20 protein-coding genes are annotated in these 14,982 nt (G+C 65.9%); 7 read left to right on the top strand and 13 right to left on the bottom strand.

The features are described 5' to 3' along the window. Nucleotides 1-224: hypothetical protein (locus ACT6QU_RS18660; protein ID WP_444837012.1), on the top strand; the 224-nt coding region annotated here is incomplete at its 5' end. A gap of 65 nt (nucleotides 225-289) precedes the next feature. Then, complete coding sequence (locus ACT6QU_RS18655; RefSeq protein ID WP_444564247.1) at nucleotides 290-1,483, top strand: PqqD family peptide modification chaperone; 1,194 nt, start codon at nucleotides 290-292, stop codon at nucleotides 1,481-1,483. On the opposite strand, the gene ACT6QU_RS18650 is transcribed toward ACT6QU_RS18655, so the two are convergent. Both ACT6QU_RS18650 and ACT6QU_RS18645 read right to left on the bottom strand, forming a co-directional pair. Continuing rightward, the gene (locus tag ACT6QU_RS18650; protein WP_444564248.1) at nucleotides 1,480-2,256 is read right to left on the bottom strand and encodes an anti-sigma factor family protein; all 777 of its coding nucleotides are present in this window, start codon (nucleotides 2,254-2,256) and stop codon (nucleotides 1,480-1,482) included. The genes ACT6QU_RS18655 and ACT6QU_RS18650 overlap by 4 nt on opposite strands. Nucleotides 2,257-2,260: 4 nt before the next feature. Then, on the bottom strand, nucleotides 2,261-2,794 hold the full coding sequence (locus tag ACT6QU_RS18645) for an RNA polymerase sigma factor (RefSeq protein ID WP_444564249.1): 534 nt from the start codon (nucleotides 2,792-2,794) through the stop codon (nucleotides 2,261-2,263). A 104-nt stretch (nucleotides 2,795-2,898) separates the two neighbouring features. On the opposite strand from ACT6QU_RS18645, the gene ACT6QU_RS18640 reads away from it, so the two are divergent. Beyond that, complete coding sequence (locus ACT6QU_RS18640; protein WP_444564250.1) at nucleotides 2,899-4,305, top strand: S8 family serine peptidase; 1,407 nt, start codon at nucleotides 2,899-2,901, stop codon at nucleotides 4,303-4,305. Between the two features lies 1 nt (nucleotide 4,306). On the opposite strand, the gene ACT6QU_RS18635 is transcribed toward ACT6QU_RS18640, so the two are convergent. The 4 genes from ACT6QU_RS18635 to ACT6QU_RS18620 all read right to left on the bottom strand — a co-directional run bounded on the left by ACT6QU_RS18635 (nucleotide 4,307) and on the right by ACT6QU_RS18620 (nucleotide 6,417). Continuing rightward, nucleotides 4,307-4,510: a dodecin gene (locus tag ACT6QU_RS18635; RefSeq protein ID WP_024588443.1), complete on the bottom strand. Its 204-nt coding sequence runs from the start codon at nucleotides 4,508-4,510 to the stop codon at nucleotides 4,307-4,309. A gap of 64 nt (nucleotides 4,511-4,574) precedes the next feature. Next, complete coding sequence (locus tag ACT6QU_RS18630; RefSeq protein WP_444564251.1) at nucleotides 4,575-4,862, bottom strand: GNAT family N-acetyltransferase; 288 nt, start codon at nucleotides 4,860-4,862, stop codon at nucleotides 4,575-4,577. Then, nucleotides 4,859-5,479, bottom strand: coding sequence for an alpha/beta hydrolase (locus ACT6QU_RS18625; RefSeq protein ID WP_444564252.1), 621 nt, complete (start codon nucleotides 5,477-5,479; stop codon nucleotides 4,859-4,861). Before ACT6QU_RS18625 ends, ACT6QU_RS18630 begins: the two co-directional genes overlap by 4 nt. A gap of 5 nt (nucleotides 5,480-5,484) precedes the next feature. Next, nucleotides 5,485-6,417, bottom strand: coding sequence for a VOC family protein (locus ACT6QU_RS18620; protein WP_444564253.1), 933 nt, complete (start codon nucleotides 6,415-6,417; stop codon nucleotides 5,485-5,487). A gap of 157 nt (nucleotides 6,418-6,574) precedes the next feature. Here ACT6QU_RS18620 and ACT6QU_RS18615 point away from each other — a divergent pair, with 157 nt between their 5' ends. After that, the gene (locus tag ACT6QU_RS18615; RefSeq protein ID WP_444564254.1) at nucleotides 6,575-8,116 is read left to right on the top strand and encodes a sulfatase-like hydrolase/transferase; all 1,542 of its coding nucleotides are present in this window, start codon (nucleotides 6,575-6,577) and stop codon (nucleotides 8,114-8,116) included. Nucleotides 8,117-8,192: 76 nt separating this feature from the next. Here the strand turns inward: ACT6QU_RS18615 and ACT6QU_RS18610 are convergent, their stop codons facing one another. Further along, nucleotides 8,193-9,272 (bottom strand): PRC-barrel domain-containing protein, encoded by a 1,080-nt coding sequence (locus tag ACT6QU_RS18610; protein ID WP_444564255.1) that lies wholly within the window; start codon nucleotides 9,270-9,272, stop codon nucleotides 8,193-8,195. Between the two features lie 226 nt (nucleotides 9,273-9,498). Between ACT6QU_RS18610 and ACT6QU_RS18605 the strand changes: the two genes are divergently transcribed. Beyond that, a complete protein-coding gene (locus ACT6QU_RS18605) occupies nucleotides 9,499-10,413 on the top strand; it encodes a diacylglycerol/lipid kinase family protein (RefSeq protein ID WP_444564256.1) in 915 nt (304 codons plus the stop codon). A 76-nt stretch (nucleotides 10,414-10,489) separates the two neighbouring features. Here ACT6QU_RS18605 and ACT6QU_RS18600 read toward each other — a convergent pair whose 3' ends face one another. From ACT6QU_RS18600 to ACT6QU_RS18590, 3 genes are read right to left on the bottom strand one after another with little or no spacing between them, the layout of a single operon-like run. Further along, on the bottom strand, nucleotides 10,490-10,723 hold the full coding sequence (locus tag ACT6QU_RS18600) for a hypothetical protein (RefSeq protein WP_024588436.1): 234 nt from the start codon (nucleotides 10,721-10,723) through the stop codon (nucleotides 10,490-10,492). 18 nt (nucleotides 10,724-10,741) lie between these two features. Further along, nucleotides 10,742-11,206 (bottom strand): hypothetical protein, encoded by a 465-nt coding sequence (locus tag ACT6QU_RS18595; RefSeq protein ID WP_444564257.1) that lies wholly within the window; start codon nucleotides 11,204-11,206, stop codon nucleotides 10,742-10,744. A gap of 8 nt (nucleotides 11,207-11,214) precedes the next feature. Next, nucleotides 11,215-11,550, bottom strand: coding sequence for a DUF883 family protein (locus ACT6QU_RS18590; RefSeq protein ID WP_024588434.1), 336 nt, complete (start codon nucleotides 11,548-11,550; stop codon nucleotides 11,215-11,217). A 124-nt stretch (nucleotides 11,551-11,674) separates the two neighbouring features. Here ACT6QU_RS18590 and ACT6QU_RS18585 point away from each other — a divergent pair, with 124 nt between their 5' ends. Continuing rightward, nucleotides 11,675-12,778, top strand: coding sequence for an AI-2E family transporter (locus tag ACT6QU_RS18585; RefSeq protein ID WP_024588433.1), 1,104 nt, complete (start codon nucleotides 11,675-11,677; stop codon nucleotides 12,776-12,778). 6 nt (nucleotides 12,779-12,784) lie between these two features. On the opposite strand, the gene ACT6QU_RS18580 is transcribed toward ACT6QU_RS18585, so the two are convergent. Then, on the bottom strand, nucleotides 12,785-13,492 hold the full coding sequence (locus ACT6QU_RS18580; RefSeq protein ID WP_444564258.1) for a Crp/Fnr family transcriptional regulator: 708 nt from the start codon (nucleotides 13,490-13,492) through the stop codon (nucleotides 12,785-12,787). Nucleotides 13,493-13,727: 235 nt separating this feature from the next. On the opposite strand from ACT6QU_RS18580, the gene ACT6QU_RS18575 reads away from it, so the two are divergent. After that, on the top strand, nucleotides 13,728-14,132 hold the full coding sequence (locus tag ACT6QU_RS18575; protein WP_444564259.1) for a response regulator: 405 nt from the start codon (nucleotides 13,728-13,730) through the stop codon (nucleotides 14,130-14,132). Here the strand turns inward: ACT6QU_RS18575 and ACT6QU_RS18570 are convergent. Both ACT6QU_RS18570 and ACT6QU_RS18565 read right to left on the bottom strand, forming a co-directional pair. Beyond that, on the bottom strand, nucleotides 14,118-14,666 hold the full coding sequence (locus ACT6QU_RS18570; RefSeq protein ID WP_024588430.1) for a sigma-70 family RNA polymerase sigma factor: 549 nt from the start codon (nucleotides 14,664-14,666) through the stop codon (nucleotides 14,118-14,120). The genes ACT6QU_RS18575 and ACT6QU_RS18570 overlap by 15 nt on opposite strands. A 2-nt stretch (nucleotides 14,667-14,668) precedes the next feature. Beyond that, nucleotides 14,669-14,860, bottom strand: a complete 192-nt coding sequence (locus ACT6QU_RS18565) for a NepR family anti-sigma factor (protein WP_444564338.1) — start codon at nucleotides 14,858-14,860, stop codon at nucleotides 14,669-14,671. Nucleotides 14,861-14,982: the final 122 nt, after the last annotated feature.

The following is a 14,982-nucleotide window of genomic DNA, read 5'->3' as shown; positions in this document are numbered from 1 at the left end:
GTGCCGGCTCGGGTGGTGGCGGCTTCGGCGGCGGCTTCGGTGGTTCGGGCGGTCGCGGTTCCGGCGGTCGCGGGTCCGGCGGCCGGGGTGGCTTCGGCGGATCGGGCGGACGCGCTGGCCGTGGCGGCTCCTTCGGTCGCGGCGCCGGCCAGGCGGTCGACAATTTCGGCCGCGGCCTGCAGGACATGGGCCGCAGCATCGGCCGTGCCTTCGGCTTCAACTGACCCGTCTGGACATGCGGACCGGCCGGACGATTTCCGGCCGGTCCGCAAGCGTGAGGGACATCACGATGCCTGCAAACCACTCCTGCGCGCTGGTCGACCGCCCGGTGCGCTTCGTCGATTCCGAGCCCGTTCTGGCGATCTTGAAACGGGTCACCTCCGGCTGGTCGTGGACCGAAGTGTCGGATTCGTGCGACCCCTTCCTCGAAGTGCGCCGTAGCGGCGCGGGCTTCGTCATCGACGAACCGGAGCGCCGGACTTTCACCGAGCCGAGCGCCGTCAGCGCCGCCTGCAGCCTCGTCGTGATCCTGCTCAACCGCATGGTCGAGCCTGACCCGTCGATGCTGTGCCTGCATGCCAGCGCGGTTTCGCTCGCCGGTCGCGACTTCGTCTTTCCGTCCACGCACCGCGCTGGCAAGAGCACGCTGACGGCGGCGCTCGCCTTCTGCGGTGCGCGGATCATCGCCGACGACATCGTGCCGGTCGACTGCCGGGACGGCGTCGGGGCGCTCGTCGCCTCGGGCGTCGCGCCACGCCTGCGCGTGCCCCTGCCGCGCGCGCTCAGTCGCCGCTTCGCCTTCGACGCCTGGCGTCACAAGGGGCCCGACGACGGCCACTATCGCTATCTCGCGCTGCCGCCGGCGCGCCTTGCCCGCTTCGGCGAACGTCGCGACGCGAGCGCCTTCGTTTTTCTGGAACGCGCGCGCGGCATCCAGCCCGAACTGCTTGCAGTCACGCCCGGACAGGCGATGAAGATCCTGCTCGTCCAGAATTTCGGCAATGCCGCGCCGTCCGACATCGTGCTCGGGCGCATCGACCGGCTTGCGGCCAGGTGCCCGGCCTTCCTCCTGCGCTACGAAACCCTTGCCGACGCCCGCAGATTGCTCGCGCGGCTGGCATCGGCGGATCTCGCGACGGCTCACGCTGCACTGCGCCCCGGCACCCCGCGCGTCGCATCGAGCGACGATGTGCCGGCACAGACGAGCCTCCCTTCGGGCACCATCGTCCGCACAGGTGACGTCGTTCTCCAGCCGACGGGCGATGGCGGCGCGTTTCTCGCTGATCGTTCGGGCGGCGGCATCTTCGCGCTGGATGCGCTGGGTGCCGCGATCTGGGAAGCGCTCGCCGCTCCGGTCGCCCCGCTCGACCTCGCCGACGAACTCGCCGAAGCCTATCCCGAGATCGAGCGCACGCGCATCGAGGCCGATCTTGCCGGCCTCATTTCGCGGCTGATGGAAAAGGGTCTCGCGCGGACGGTTTAGCGCGCCGCCGCGTCGAGGGCAGCGCGTTCTTCTTCCGCCGTCAGCGCCGGTCCGGCTTCGATCGCACCGAGATAGGCTTCGAGCGCGTCGAGCGAGGAGGCGGGCGCATAGCCGTCGCCGCCGGCCGGAGCCGCCACCGCGAACCGCATCGACCAGTCGCTTTCGTCCCGGCACGAAACCGCGACGACCGACGCGCCGGCGCTGCGGTCGACCTCGTATTCGCGGCAAAGCGCGCCGCTCTGTTCGTTGAAGGAGGAGATCAGCCGCACGCGCCCAGAGCCATCGGCGATGGCCACCTCGTCGCCCGAAGCGGCGCTGTCGAGAACGGATGCGATTTCCGCGCTCGAAAATCCGCTAAGGCCCGGTTCGACCGGCGCCGCGCCGGGGCTCTGCCCGAGTTGGTAGCCGATGAACCCGGCCGCGATCGCCGTCGCCAGCGAGGCGGCGAGCGGCAATTGCCAGGATTGCTGCGCGAAGCCGAAGCGCCTCGTGCGTGCTGCGCCGAGCGAGACGACGTTCGACGCCGGCTGTTCGGCCGCGCGATGACGCTCGACCATGTCGCGCACCGCTGCGTCGAGAGCGGCGGGAACGGGCTCGGCCGGCGTGAAGGCCTCGCGTGCCGTTGCGCGCGTTTCGATGAATTCGGCGACGCGCATCACCAGCGCATCGTCGGTTTCCATCGCGCGCTCGACGGCCTTAGTCGTCGCTTCGTCCAGTTCGCCATCGGCGAAGGCCATCAATGTTTCGTCGTCAAAAATCATCGGTTCGATCATGGTTTCAATCCCTCGCACCGGTAGAACGACCCGGCACCGGGTTTATTCCCGTCAGCTCGGCCAGTCTTTTGCGCGCCCGCGCCAGTCGGCTCATCACGGTGCCGATCGGCACGTTCAGCACCTCTGCGGCATCGCGATACGAAAGATCGTCGACGCAGACGAGCATGATGATCGCGCGCTGGTCTTCCGGCATCGCCTCGAGCGCGTCCCTGACCGATGACAGCTCCTGGCGGGCATCGGCCACCTGCTGCCCGTCCTCGCCCATCAGATCGTGCCGCTCATAGACGTCTTCGCTGGGGCCGGCGGTCTTCTGCCGGCGCGTCCGGTCGATCCACAGGTTGCGGATGATGCGGAACATCCACGCGTCGAAGCGGGTGCCCAGCTCGAAACTCGCCGAACTGGCAAGCGCTCGTTCGCAGGCCTGCTGCACGAGGTCGTCCGCGACGTCCGGCGCACGCGACAGCGACAATGCGAACCGGCGCATGTTGGGCAGGAACGCGATGAGCTGGTCGCCGATATCGCTGGGAGGGCTCGTCATCGCTCGCCTGTCTGCAAAACAAATTTCGACGCACAGGAATATGTGCTCTTCGCCAACGTTTCCAGAGCGACTCTTATTCCGGCGCGCCGATGCCGGCAAATCGAATGAAGGTGGACAAGGTGAAACGCGTGTCGAAGCCGTTCGCGGCGTGCATGATCGCATTGCTTCTCGCTGCCAGCCCCGTCGTTCCGGACGCCGGCCTGCAACTCGTCGCCGCGACCGCCTTTGCCGATGACGGCGATGACGGTGACGACGGCGGCGCGTTCGCCGGCGAAGGCGGGGGCGGGGCGTCCGGTCTGCGAGGCGGCGGAACGCGCCCTCCGCGGTTCCTGCGCCAGCTTCTGCGCCCCTTCGGCGGCGCGCGCCAGCGTCAACCGCGCCGCGTTCGCGCGCAGCCGGCACCGTTGCCGGCCCAAGCCGAACGCGAGATCGTCGCGATCGGCCTCACTGCCGATGACGGGGCCACGCTCGAAGCGGCCGGCTATGCGATCCTGTCGCAGGAGCGCCTCGAAGCGCTGGACCAGACCATTGTGAAGCTGCGCATTCCCGACGGGCTCTCACTCGACGAGGCCCGCGACGCCGTCCGGGCGATCAATGACGAGGCGAGCGCGGACTTCAATCATTTCTACCGCGCCAGCGCGGCCGGCTCATCGCCGGCCTGCGAGGGCCCGGCCTGCCCGCCGCTGGAAATGGTCAACTGGCCGGTCGACGCGCGGAACTGTTCCGGGCCGGTCGCGATCGGCATGGTCGATACCGGCATCAATCCGGCGCATGCGATCTTCGAGGGCGCCGATCTGGACGTCGTGCGGATTTCCAACGAGGCCGAGCCGCCGTCGGGTCTTCAGCACGGCACTGCGGTTGCCGCGCTGCTGGTCGGGCGCGTGGCGGCGCGCGCGCGCGGGATGGTGCCCGACGCACGTCTCGTCGCCGTCGACGCCTTTGTCGGCGAGGGCCAGGCCGAGCGCGCCGCCGCCTATGATGTCGTGCGCGCGCTCGACCTCCTGGTCGAACGGCAGGTCCGCATCGTCAATCTGAGCCTCGCGGGCGAGGACAACCGGGTTCTGGAGCGAATGGTGAGGGCCGTGGTCGGCGCCGATATCGCGATCGTGGCCGCGGTCGGAAATGACGGCGCGCGCGCCGAACCGAGATTTCCGGCGGCGTATCCCGGCGTGATCGCCGTCACTGCCGTCGATGGCCGTGGCCGCGTCTATCGGCGCGCGGTGCAGGGCGACCATGTCGATGTCGCCGCGCCCGGCGTCGACATCTGGACAGCCGCTTCCATCTCGGGCGCCCGTACCAAGACCGGCACCTCTTTCGCGGCGCCCTTCGTCACCGCAACCCTGTCGATGATGCTCGCCGCAGATGGCGACCTGTCACCGGCCGAACTGGAGCGCCGCCTGATCGCGGACGCTGCCGACATCGGTGATCCGGGGCGCGATCCTGTCTACGGCGCCGGCTTGCTCGACGCCTCCCGGATCTGCTCCCGGGTAGTGGAAACGGCCGGCAAGTGACCTATTCGAGCTTGAAGCCGATCTTCATGCCGACCTGGTAGTGCGCGATCTTGCCGTTTTCGACATGACCGCGGATCTCGCTGACTTCGAACCAGTCGACATTGTTCAAAGTGCTGCTCGCACGGGTCACGGCACCCTGGATCGCATCCTCGATCGACGTCTTCGACGAACCGACGATCTCGATCTTCTTGTAGACATTCTCCATGACGTACTCCTTCGCGTTGGGGCTTCCACTGACCTATGGCGCCCGTCCGCGAAGGAAAGCCCAGTCACCGTTTCAGGACGTCGCCCCATTCGGCATGTTTGCGGAACTGCGCCGCGGCGAACGGGCAGAGCGGGATGATGGTCTTGCCCTCGGCCCGCGCGTCCGCGACGGCCTGTTCGACGAGCTTCAGCCCGACGCCCTGTCCGCGAAACGCGTCCGGCACTTCCGTATGATCGATGATGATCTGGCTCGCACCGACCTTGGAATAGGTCATCTCGGCCACGGCGCCTTCGGCGCCCCTGAAGACGTAGCGGCCCTTGGAACTTCCGTCCTCGCGTTCGACATCACTCATCGGTCGATCTCCCATTTGCGCAGAAACTGCCGCGCCGCCTCGATTTCGACCGGCCGCACTTCATGCGCCCCGTCATGCCAGACCGTCTCGACACCGGCGTCGAGCCCTTGCAGATAGCTTTCCAGCCGGTTGGTCAGGTTCGGCGGACAGATCGGGTCCTTCCGCCCGGCAGTGATCAGGATGGATTTGCCGGACAGCGAACCCTCCACCTGCGGCTGGAACGGGATCAGCGGGTGCATCAGCACGGCGCCGTCGAAGAGATCCGGCCGCGCGAAGATGACCGAGGCGAGAATGTTCGCCCCGTTCGAATAGCCGAGCCCGACCACGGCGCTCGGCTGGCGCTCGGCGACGACCGCCTCGATGAAACCTGCCATGCGCCCGGTGCGGACTGCGAGGTCCTCCATGTCGTAGACGCCCTCGGCCGTGCGGCGGAAGAAGCGCAGCGCGCCGCCCTCCGAAACATCGCCGCGCGGGGAGACGATGGTGGCGGAGGGCATCAGGTCGCGGGCGAGATCGGGAAACTGGTGCTCGTCGCCGCCCGTGCCGTGGAAGGTGAAGAAGAGGGGGGCATTGGCGCCCCCGTCCTCGATCCGGTGCTTGTAGCTTTCGATGGTCATGTCGCTCACCTGTCGATCGGTTGCAGGTTCTGTTCCAGATAGGGCCGCAAATGCTCGTGCTGCTTGGGCAGCTTCAACGCCTCGCCCAGATGCGCGGCATCCTCGTCGCGGTCGAAGCCCGGCTCGTTGGTCGCCACCTCGAACAGGACGCCGCCCGGCGTGCGGAAATAGATCGCGTAGAAATAGTCGCGATCGATGACCGGCGTGATCTGCTGGCCGGTTTCCATCAGCGCCTTGCGCACGGCAAGCTGCGCGTCGCGGTTGTCGACCGCGAAGGCGACGTGGTGCACCGAGCCCGCGCCCTGCTGGGCAGGGTTCAACATCGGATGCGCCTCGAGGTCGACGATGTTGGCCTCGTTGCCGCCTTCCACGACGAAGCGGCGCACCGCGCCTTCCTTGGCCGTCTCCTTGTAGCCCATGGCGGTCAGGAGCTCGGCCTGGCGTTCCGTGTCGCGCAGCCGCATCGACACCGAGCGGAAGCCGCGAATGGCATGGTCGGCGGAAACGCCATTGCCGGTCCACGGCGCGCGCCCGTCGCCGCTGGTCTCGACCAGCGCCAGCCCATCGCCGTCCGGTCCTTCGAAGCGCAGGACGTTCTCGCCGAAGCGGTTCGACGGCTTGATGCCGGCGACGCCCTTCTCCGCCAGCCGCTTTTCCCAGAAGGGCAGCGAGCCTTCCGGCACCGAAAAGACGGTCGTGCCGACCTCGCCCGTTCCCGGCCGGCCGCGCGCGGCATTGGGGAAGGGGAAATAGGTCATCACCGTTCCCGGCGTGCCGGCGCCGTCGGCGTAGTAGAGGTGGTAGACGTCCGGCGCGTCGAAATTGACGGTCTTCTTCACCCGGCGAAGGCCGAGCGTGTCGGTATAGAAGCGGTTGTTCTCGCGCGCGTCGCGCGCCATCGCGGTGACGTGGTGGAGCCCCTTGATCTGGTCGATCATGTCGATACCCTTTCCCTCAGCTTGCGCGGCGATTGCGCCGTGCGTGATCCATGGGCCATATGTCGGCCATCGGGGGCGGATTGAAAGGCCGTTCGGCAGAATGGACCGTTCTCTATTATCGAACAATCAACTTGATATTGTTCAACCGGAGAGCGTCATGGCCAGGCGGAAGTCGCGTCCCAACATCCTGTTCATCACCTGCGACCAGTGGCGCGGCGACGCGCTTGGGATCGCCGGCAACAACGTGGTGAAAACGCCGAATGTCGACCGGCTGGCGGGCGAGGGCACTGTGTTCCTGCGCCATTTCGCCAATGCCGCGCCCTGTGCGCCGGCCCGCGCCTGCATCTATACCGGCCTCTACCAGACGAACAATCGCGTCTGCCGCAACGGTACGCCGCTCGATGATCGTCATGACAACATCGCCCGCGCCGCCCGCCGCGCCGGCTACGATCCGACGCTATTCGGCTATACCGACGTCGCCCCCGACCCGCGCCACCATCACACGAACGACCCTGCGCTGAAGGGCTATGAAGGCATCCTGCCGGGCTTTTCCGTCGGGCAGTTGCTGCCCGAGCACCAGCGCCAGTGGCTCGCCTGGCTTGGCGCGCAGGGCATCGACGTCTCGATGGGCTCGCCCGACATCCACCGGCCCGCCAACGGGTCGAAGGCGATCGACGCGTCCTCGCCCGTCTATTCCGCCGACCAGACCGAGACTGCGTACATGACCGAATCCTTCATGCGCTGGCACGGGGCGCAGGAGGCGGGCTGGTTCGCGCATCTCTCCTTCATCCGCCCGCATCCACCCTTCGCGGTGCCAGCGCCCTACGACACGATGTACGACCCGGCCAATTGCGGCAGCTTCGCCCGCGCCGCCGATCCGGCGTCGGAAGCAGGCGTCCATCCCTTCGTCGCCGCCGAACTCGACCGCACGAAGACGGGCAAGTTCCTGCCCGGCCGCAAAGGCAAGGTGCACGATCTCGGCGAAGCCGATTTCCGGCAGATCAAGGCGCTTTATTACGGCATGATCTCCGAGGTCGATGCGCAACTCGGCCGGCTCTTCGATCACCTGAAGGCGACCGGCCAGTGGGACGACACGATCGTCATCCTGACCAGCGACCACGCCGAACTGATGGGCGATCATCACTTGCTCGGCAAGGGCGGTTATTTCGACGGCAGCTACCACGTGCCGCTCGTCATCCGCGATCCGCGGGGCAAGCCGGGCAGGGCAGGGGTCACGCGCTTCACCGAAGCGGTCGATCTGTTCCCGACGCTGCTCGACCTGATGGACCTGCCGCCGCAGCCATGGCTCGATGGCCGCAGCCTCGCGCCGTTTCTCGATGGCAAGTTGCCCGACGATTGGCGCACGGAAGCCCATGTCGAGTTCGATTTCCGGACCGGTCCCGGCGGCTCGTCGAAGCGCATGCCTGCCTCGCAGCGCACCGCCAATCTCGCGGTCCTGCGCGGCGAGCGCTACAAGCTCGTCCACTTCGCCGCGGGGCCGTCCCTGCTATTCGATCTTGCGACCGACCCGTCCGAAACCGTCGACCGTTCGCGCCACCCGGACTATCGCGACATTCATGTCGACATGCTTGAACGGCTGCTTTCCTGGCGTGCGGCCCATCTCGACCAGTCGCTGGCGCTCGGCGAACTGACCGACGAGGGGCCGCGAGGTCCGTTCGCGCCGCTTCCGCGCCAGTGAGCTGCGCAATGGAAAAGGCCCGGGAAATCCCGGGCCTTTCCGTCTCGAAGTCCGGCGATCGCTCGCCGTCCAGCGATTAGTTCGCGGGGTTGACGAGAAGCTGCTCGTCACGCGCATCGGCAAAGGTCGCCTCGTCATATTCCGGCTGAGCTTCGAGCTGCTCTTCCGTGAACGAGGTGTAGAGATACATCTCGCCATCCTCGTCCGTCATGAAGGCGAGGTTGTCCATGTCGACGGCAACCGTCTTGGCACCCAGGCCGAGGAAGCCACCGACGTCGATGGTGACGAAGTCAACGGCATCGCCTTCGAGGACGACGTCCTCGATCGAGCCGACATTCTCGTCATCGGCGCCATAGACGGTCGTGCCGATGAGTTCGTCGGCCGACAGACCGGCAGCGTCGACTTCCGTCAGCGTGGCGCGATCGATGGCGGCGGTCGCCGTGTCGTCCGTGGCGGCATCGTCTTCAGCCGGAGCGGCGGCCATGTCGTCGGTCTCGGCAGCATCGTCGGTCGCAGCCGTGTCGTCCGTCATCGCGTCGCCAGCGTCATCCGCCGTCTCGGCCATGCTGTCGCCGGCATCGTCGGCCATTTCGCCAGCGGCGTCAGCCGTGTCGTCAACCGCTTCGGCCGCCGTGTCGGTGGTCGCTGCCGCGCCGGTTGCAGCGCCGGTCGCCGCACCCGTTGCAGCCATGCCCTCGGCATCATCCGGGTCATAGGCATCGCGGTCGAACTCTTCCTGCTGCTCGAGCTGCTCACGCGTGGCCGATACGACCAGCCAGGTTGTGCCGTCCTCACGCTGCGCCCATTCGAGCGAATCGTATTCGAGAGCGACATCCTTCTGGCCGAGGCCGAGGAAGCCGCCGACGCCCACGACGATCAGCGAAGCCTGGCCGTCTGCGTCAAGCACGATGTCGTTGACGGAGCCGATGTTCTCGGCATCGTCGGCAACGCCATTATAGACGTTCTCGCCGATGATGTTGGTGGCCAGATGGCCTTCGACAGGCTCGGGGCCGGGCGTTTCGGCAGCATCAGCCGGAGCCTCGGTGGCCGAAGCCATGGCCGGATCGGTGGCGGTTTCCGGAGCGGTCGTCTGAGCGAAGGCGCCGGTCGAAAGCAGAGTTGCAATTGCGGTAGTCGCCAAAAGGGTGCGGATCATGGTAATTCTCTCCTTGTGCATGTTCCATTGCACGGCCGCGATGTCCGAACTTTTCGCAGGGGGCGGGTGTCGCGGCCTTTCACAGTGTCACAACGCCACTTTCCATGAGATGTTCCGCCGAAATCGATGGTTGAACACGATTCCGCGAGCACGTAACGGAACCACGCGACACCTCGCCCATTTCCCCGCCGGCAAGCATCTTTGCCAGACGTGAAAGGGTGACGAATTGCACTTCAAGGCAATCCTGAACAGCGAGGGCGGTACGCTCCGCACCGCGGACACCGACGCGCTTGCGGCCGACATCGAGCAAAAGTTCGCGGCCGGCGGTCACACCGTCGACATCGCGCTCGTGCCCGGCAAGGAGCTCGAGGCCGAACTCGACAAGGCGGTCGCGGACGACACGGTCGAGGGCGTGCTGATCGGCGGCGGGGATGGCAGCGTGTCGGGCGCCGCGGCCAAGCTGATGAAGACCGGCAAGGTGCTAGCGGTCCTGCCGGCCGGCACGATGAACCTCTTCGCCCGCAGCCTCCTGATACCGCTCGATCTCAGCCAGGCGCTCGACGCGCTCGCAACAGCGCCGACCGCCGATGTCGACATCGCGACGGCGAACGGCCGTCCCTTCGTCCATCAATATTCCGTCGGCATGCATGCCAAGCTCGTCCATCTGCGCGAGCAGCGCGAATTCGCCTCGCGCCTCGGCAAGATCAGGGCGTCGGCGCAGGCGGCGGTCGATACGGTCCTCAATCCGCCCCGCATCCGCGTCCGGCTCGAAATGCCGGGCGGGACGGAAGTCGAGGCACGCACCTCGTCAATCGGCATCACCAACAATCTCTACGGCGAAGGCCATATCCCCTACACCGATACGCCGGATGGCGGCACGCTCGGCATATATGTGACCAAGGCGCGCTCGCGCCGCGAGATGTTCGCCTTCCTGGCCATGATGGCGCTGGGCAGGTGGAAATCCAACGACCAGGTCGAAATTCACCAGACGAAATCGGTGACGATGCACATCCTGTCGTCGCACCGGAAGTTCCGATGCGTGATCGACGGCGAACTGTGCAAGCTCGAGCCGAAGGTCGAGGTCAAGATTCATCCCGGCGCCCTGAAGGTGCTCCGGCCGGCTGCCGCCGATGAGGCCTGATTGGGCCAGGGCAAGCAGGCATGAAAAAGGGGCGCAGCGTGCGCCCCTTTTCGTGTTCGTCTGTCGGTCCGGATTCTTACTGGGCCGGCTCGCCCTCGACGGGCGTGTCGACGCCGCCCGGCGCTTCGACCGGCTGTTCGGTCGGCGCGCCGCCCACCGGCTCCTCGGGCTCGATGGCGCCGCCGAAGAGGCCCACCGCCCAGCCGACGATGGCGGCCAGAATGAGTGCGACGATGAGGATCGTCAGAACATGCGTGCCGCGGCGGCCCTGCCGGGCTTCCGTGGGATTGACCTTGACCTTGTCATCCATGGCGTTTCCCTCTTCCTGTTATGGCCGATCGAGCGGGGCGCGTGGACGGCGACCGCCTTTCGGCCCGGCATTTTCCTTGTAGATCAGGTAGCCGACCATCCCGAGCACGGGCACGATGAGCGCCACCGCCGAACCGCGTCGCGCCAGAAGCGCAGGCAGCGCGGCGACTGCCGCCGTCGTGGCGATCGCCTTGGCATCGACGGAGCGGCGCTTGGCGGCTTCGCGCGCCTGGCGTTTGGCCGTTGAACCGTGGATGACGACCACGAGGATCGCGAGCACGACGAAGGCTCCGGCCAGTGCTAGTGCCGCCGTGATCGGCCCCCAGTGGCCCGCTATCCAGACGTAAAGCGCGATCAGCCCGAACATCACCCCGAACAGAACGAGCAGTCCGGCGATCGCATAGGCGATGGCCGAACGCTTCGTGCGTCCGATGATATCGGCCGTCTCGCCGGCTACGATGGATGCGATGAGCGTGCCGAACATCCGTCAGCTCAGCGGCGCGTCAGGAGAGCGAGCACGAAGCCGACGCCAGCCGCGATGGCGAGCGAGCTGATCGGCTTTTCGCGCACGGCTTCTTCGAGCTGCGCCTCGTAATCCTTGGCCTGCCCGCGAATGTCTTCGATAGCCGCTTCGCTGCGCGCCTTGACGCTCTCCAGACCAGACGCCGCCGCGCGCTGCGCGGAATGGTATGTGCGCTGGCCGGTCTCGCTGAGCTGGTCCTTCAGCTTCGTCACATCGCCTTTCAGGCGCTCGATTTCTGCCTCGAGCTCGGCCTTGGTCTTCGCGTCGTTGGCCCGAACCTTGGCGGTGGTGGAGGGTGAAGCCATGGATTTTTCTCCTGTTTCCGTGTTGCCGAGCACTCAACGTGTGCGCCTTCGTCCAGTTCCAGCATTGTATGAGCAGGAACGAAATTATCCCGCGCCGCGTTGCCGCTCGTGTCGGAGGAAGCCTGTGCCATCAGAAAGATACGAAAAGCGCTCGCCCATCGTGCGCCTGCCGCCCAAGTCGAATGTCGAGATCGTGCTGCAGCGGGGCTCGCAGATGGCGCTGATCGTGCTTGGGCTGCTGGGACTGTGCTTCGCGCTCTATTTCGGCCGCTACATCCTGGCGCCTGTGGCATTCGCGCTCGTCATCGGGCTGATGCTCGGCCCCGTCGCCGCGCGGATCGAGGCGCGGGGCATCTCGCCCTATATCTCGGCCGTTCTGGTCTTCATCCTGTTCGTCTTCAGCGTCTGCCTGATCGCGCTCGCGCTGGTCGGCCCGCTATCCTACTGGGCCGATCGCGGACCGCAGATGTGGCAGGAGCTGCAACTGCGCCTGTCGCAACTGCGCGAGCCGATGGAGGCGCTGCGCGACATCCAGGGCGGCCTGCGTGACGCGACGGGCGACACCGGCCTGACGGTGTCGGTCGAGGAAGGCTCGCCGATGGACAGCCTCATCACAGTCGCGCCGGCGATCGGCGCGCAGGTGCTGATCTTCATGGCGACCCTCTATTTCTTCATCGCCACGCGCCATTCGACGCGCCTTGCCGTGCTCAAGCTGTGCGTCGGCCGCCGCCTGCGCTGGCGCACCGCGCACATTTTCCGCGACGTGGAGATGCTGGTCTCGCGCTATCTCCTGTCGATCACCGCGATCAACATGGCGCTGGCGGTCGCGGTCACATGCGCCTTGTGGCTGGCCGGCGTGCCGTCGCCCGCTTTGTGGGGCATTCTCGCCGGCCTGTTGAACTTCGTCATGTATATCGGCCCGGCGATCATGGCGGCGATCCTGTTCGCCGTCGGCCTCGTCACCTTCGACACGATCTCGGGCAGCCTCATGCCACCGCTCGTCTACCTCGCCGTCAATCTGTTGGAGGCGCAGTTCGTCACGCCGATGGTCATCGGCCGGATGATGACGCTCAACCCGTTCGTCGTCCTGATCGCGCTGACCTTCTGGATCTGGATCTGGGGCCCGATCGGCGGCTTCGTCGCCATTCCCGCCTTGCTCGTCGGCTATGCGATCGCCCGCAACCTTATTCCCGGCTGGGGCCCGCAGGGACCCAATCTGCCGGGGTGACGGCGGCTAAATGAAGGGGCGCGGCTTCAGGTGCATGTCGGTCGACCACTCGGCCAGCCGCTCGAGGCCTTCGAGGTCGAGCACGACGCAGCCCCGGTCGCGCCATTGCAGCAACTGACGTTCGGCCAGCTTGCGCACCGTCTTGTTGGTATGGACGAGTGACAGGCCGAGCGTGTCGGCGACATGCTGCTGGGTGATCGGAATTTCGATCGGCGTCTTGTTCGTATTGAGCCCGGTCCCCTGCGACCGGCGCACGATGAAGGCGATCAGATAGGCGAGCCGCTCGGAAGCGTTGCGCCGCCCGACGCTGAGCATGTTCTCGTCGAGCATGCACTCCTCGCGCGAGGAGAGCCAGGTGATATCGTAGGCGAGTTCGGGATGCTCGCGGTAGAGCGTCAGCAATTCGTCGCGCTCGAAGACGCACAGGATCATCGGCGACAGCGCCTCGACGGAATGCTCCATCTCGCCGGTCACCGTGCCCTGAAGGCCGAGCAGATCGCCCGGCATCGCATAGTTCACGATCTGCCGGCGCCCGTCCGGCAGCATCTTGTAGCGAAAGCTCCAGCCTTGCAGGACGGTGTAGAGATGCGGGTTGCGCGTGCCCTCCGCCAGCACCGTCGCGCCACGGTCCACGGTCAGCTCGCCCTTCTTGAAACGGCTGATGAATTCGAGCTCTGGCTTGGTGAAACGCCGGAAGATTTCTCGCGCGTGCAACGGGCATTTCTCGCAAGGATATTTCCTTGCAGAACGGATCGCGATCTCGGCCACCGGCGGGCTCCAGGAGGTAAAGAAAAAAGTCCCTTTGCGATCTATAGTGAGGTGCGCGGCGCTTGTCAGCGGGCACGGCCTAGACCATCAAATATATTCGCAAAAGCTGATGCACATGTCATAGTTAAATGACACATCGCCGTCCGGCAAGCCAATTGCCCCGATGTCGGGAGTAGCGAATTTGGCGGAGAAGCCCCTCAAGGATCTGCGCATTCTCGTGATGGAGGACGAGTTCCTCATCGCAATGGATGTCGAGCAGTTGTGTCAGGATCATGGTGCCGAAGAGGTCATCATCCTGCGCACGCTCAAGGAACTGGGCGACCAGCCTGTCGGGGACCGTGGCATCAACGTCGCCATCGTCGACGTAATGCTGGCCGGCGAATCCACCGTGGAATTCGCCAAGACCCTTCAGGACAACAACGTGCCGTTCGTCTTCGCCACCGGCTATGCGGAAAACGAGAACCTGTTCGAAGCGTTTCCAGGTATCCGCGTGGTGGGCAAGCCCTACGCCGGCCCCACCCTGATCACCGCCATCGTCGAAGCGGTGAACCAGGGGCAGGGCCAGCCGGTATCAGGCGGCGTTTGAGCCCATCACCTGCGCTGCGATCGAATCCGGCCCGTAGTCGGATTCTCCCGAAACCTTCAAAAGCTCCTGCAAACGCGTACGCGCGCGGCTGACACGGCTCTTGATCGTGCCTACGGCACATTCGCAGATTTCGGCCGCTTCCTCGTAGGAAAAGCCCGACGCACCGATCAGGATGATCGCCTCGCGCTGGTCTTCCGGCAGGCGCTCCAGCGCATTGCGGAAGTCTTCGAGATCCATCGAGCCGTGCTGGCTGGGATGCACCGCGAGCCTTGCGGTCATCGCACCGTCGCTGTCCTGCACTTCGCGCCCGCGCTTGCGCATCTGCGAATAGAATTCGTTGCGCAGGATCGTGAAGAGCCATGCCTTAAGATTGGTGCCCGGCTGGAACGAGGACTGCTTGTCCCACGCCTTGACCAGCGTCTCCTGGACGAGATCGTCCGCGCGGTCGGAATTCTGCGAAAGCGAAACGGCGAACGCGCGAAGGCTCGGGACCGCACTGAGGAGTCCGGTCTTGAAGTCGATTTCGGCAGCCATGGTCAGTCTCCCTTGCGAGCGCTGGCGCCTGTTTCGCGATCTTCGAGTTGCCTCAGGAGATCGGCGAATCGGTCGGGGACTTCTTCCGTCACGAGTTCGTCGTAATATTGTTTGAGCTTCCGTCCGATCTCGGAATTCGAGCCCAGCGGCTCCGTGCGCTCTGTCACTGCCGGCTGTTCCTTGTTCGGCTTCATGTCTGCCTCGGTGCCCCCTGAATTGTCGTGGTCTGCCCAACGTGCGGCAATTGCCATGCGTCGCTTCCCTGTCTTTCGTTGCCTATATTCTCGCGCCCGGACCGCCCCGCCGGCACGCAAAA

Origin of the sequence: Aliihoeflea sp., assembly GCF_052435475.1 — a bacterium.
In the GTDB taxonomy this organism is placed as follows: domain Bacteria; phylum Pseudomonadota; class Alphaproteobacteria; order Rhizobiales; family Rhizobiaceae; genus Aliihoeflea.
Note: the sequence above shows the minus strand (reverse complement) of the source record. Positions and strands in the feature narration are given on the sequence as shown.

Bases quoted from the DNA above. Each gene is read 5' to 3' on its own strand.
- ACT6QU_RS18655 (WP_444564247.1), top strand. From the start codon at position 290: ATGCCTGCAAACCACTCCTGCGCGCTGGTCGACCGCCCGGTGCGCTTC.
- ACT6QU_RS18610 (WP_444564255.1), bottom strand. From the start codon at position 9,272: ATGATCCGCACCCTTTTGGCGACTACCGCAATTGCAACTCTGCTTTCG.
- ACT6QU_RS18600 (WP_024588436.1), bottom strand. From the start codon at position 10,723: ATGGATGACAAGGTCAAGGTCAATCCCACGGAAGCCCGGCAGGGCCGC.
- ACT6QU_RS18640 (WP_444564250.1), top strand. From the start codon at position 2,899: ATGAAGGTGGACAAGGTGAAACGCGTGTCGAAGCCGTTCGCGGCGTGC.
- ACT6QU_RS18590 (WP_024588434.1), bottom strand. From the start codon at position 11,550: ATGGCTTCACCCTCCACCACCGCCAAGGTTCGGGCCAACGACGCGAAG.
- ACT6QU_RS18595 (WP_444564257.1), bottom strand. From the start codon at position 11,206: ATGTTCGGCACGCTCATCGCATCCATCGTAGCCGGCGAGACGGCCGAT.
- ACT6QU_RS18625 (WP_444564252.1), bottom strand. From the start codon at position 5,479: ATGACCATCGAAAGCTACAAGCACCGGATCGAGGACGGGGGCGCCAAT.
- ACT6QU_RS18615 (WP_444564254.1), top strand. From the start codon at position 6,575: ATGGCCAGGCGGAAGTCGCGTCCCAACATCCTGTTCATCACCTGCGAC.
- ACT6QU_RS18570 (WP_024588430.1), bottom strand. From the start codon at position 14,666: ATGGCTGCCGAAATCGACTTCAAGACCGGACTCCTCAGTGCGGTCCCG.
- ACT6QU_RS18630 (WP_444564251.1), bottom strand. From the start codon at position 4,862: ATGAGTGATGTCGAACGCGAGGACGGAAGTTCCAAGGGCCGCTACGTC.
- ACT6QU_RS18565 (WP_444564338.1), bottom strand. From the start codon at position 14,860: ATGAAGCCGAACAAGGAACAGCCGGCAGTGACAGAGCGCACGGAGCCG.
- ACT6QU_RS18635 (WP_024588443.1), bottom strand. From the start codon at position 4,510: ATGGAGAATGTCTACAAGAAGATCGAGATCGTCGGTTCGTCGAAGACG.
- ACT6QU_RS18645 (WP_444564249.1), bottom strand. From the start codon at position 2,794: ATGACGAGCCCTCCCAGCGATATCGGCGACCAGCTCATCGCGTTCCTG.
- ACT6QU_RS18620 (WP_444564253.1), bottom strand. From the start codon at position 6,417: ATGATCGACCAGATCAAGGGGCTCCACCACGTCACCGCGATGGCGCGC.
- ACT6QU_RS18650 (WP_444564248.1), bottom strand. From the start codon at position 2,256: ATGATCGAACCGATGATTTTTGACGACGAAACATTGATGGCCTTCGCC.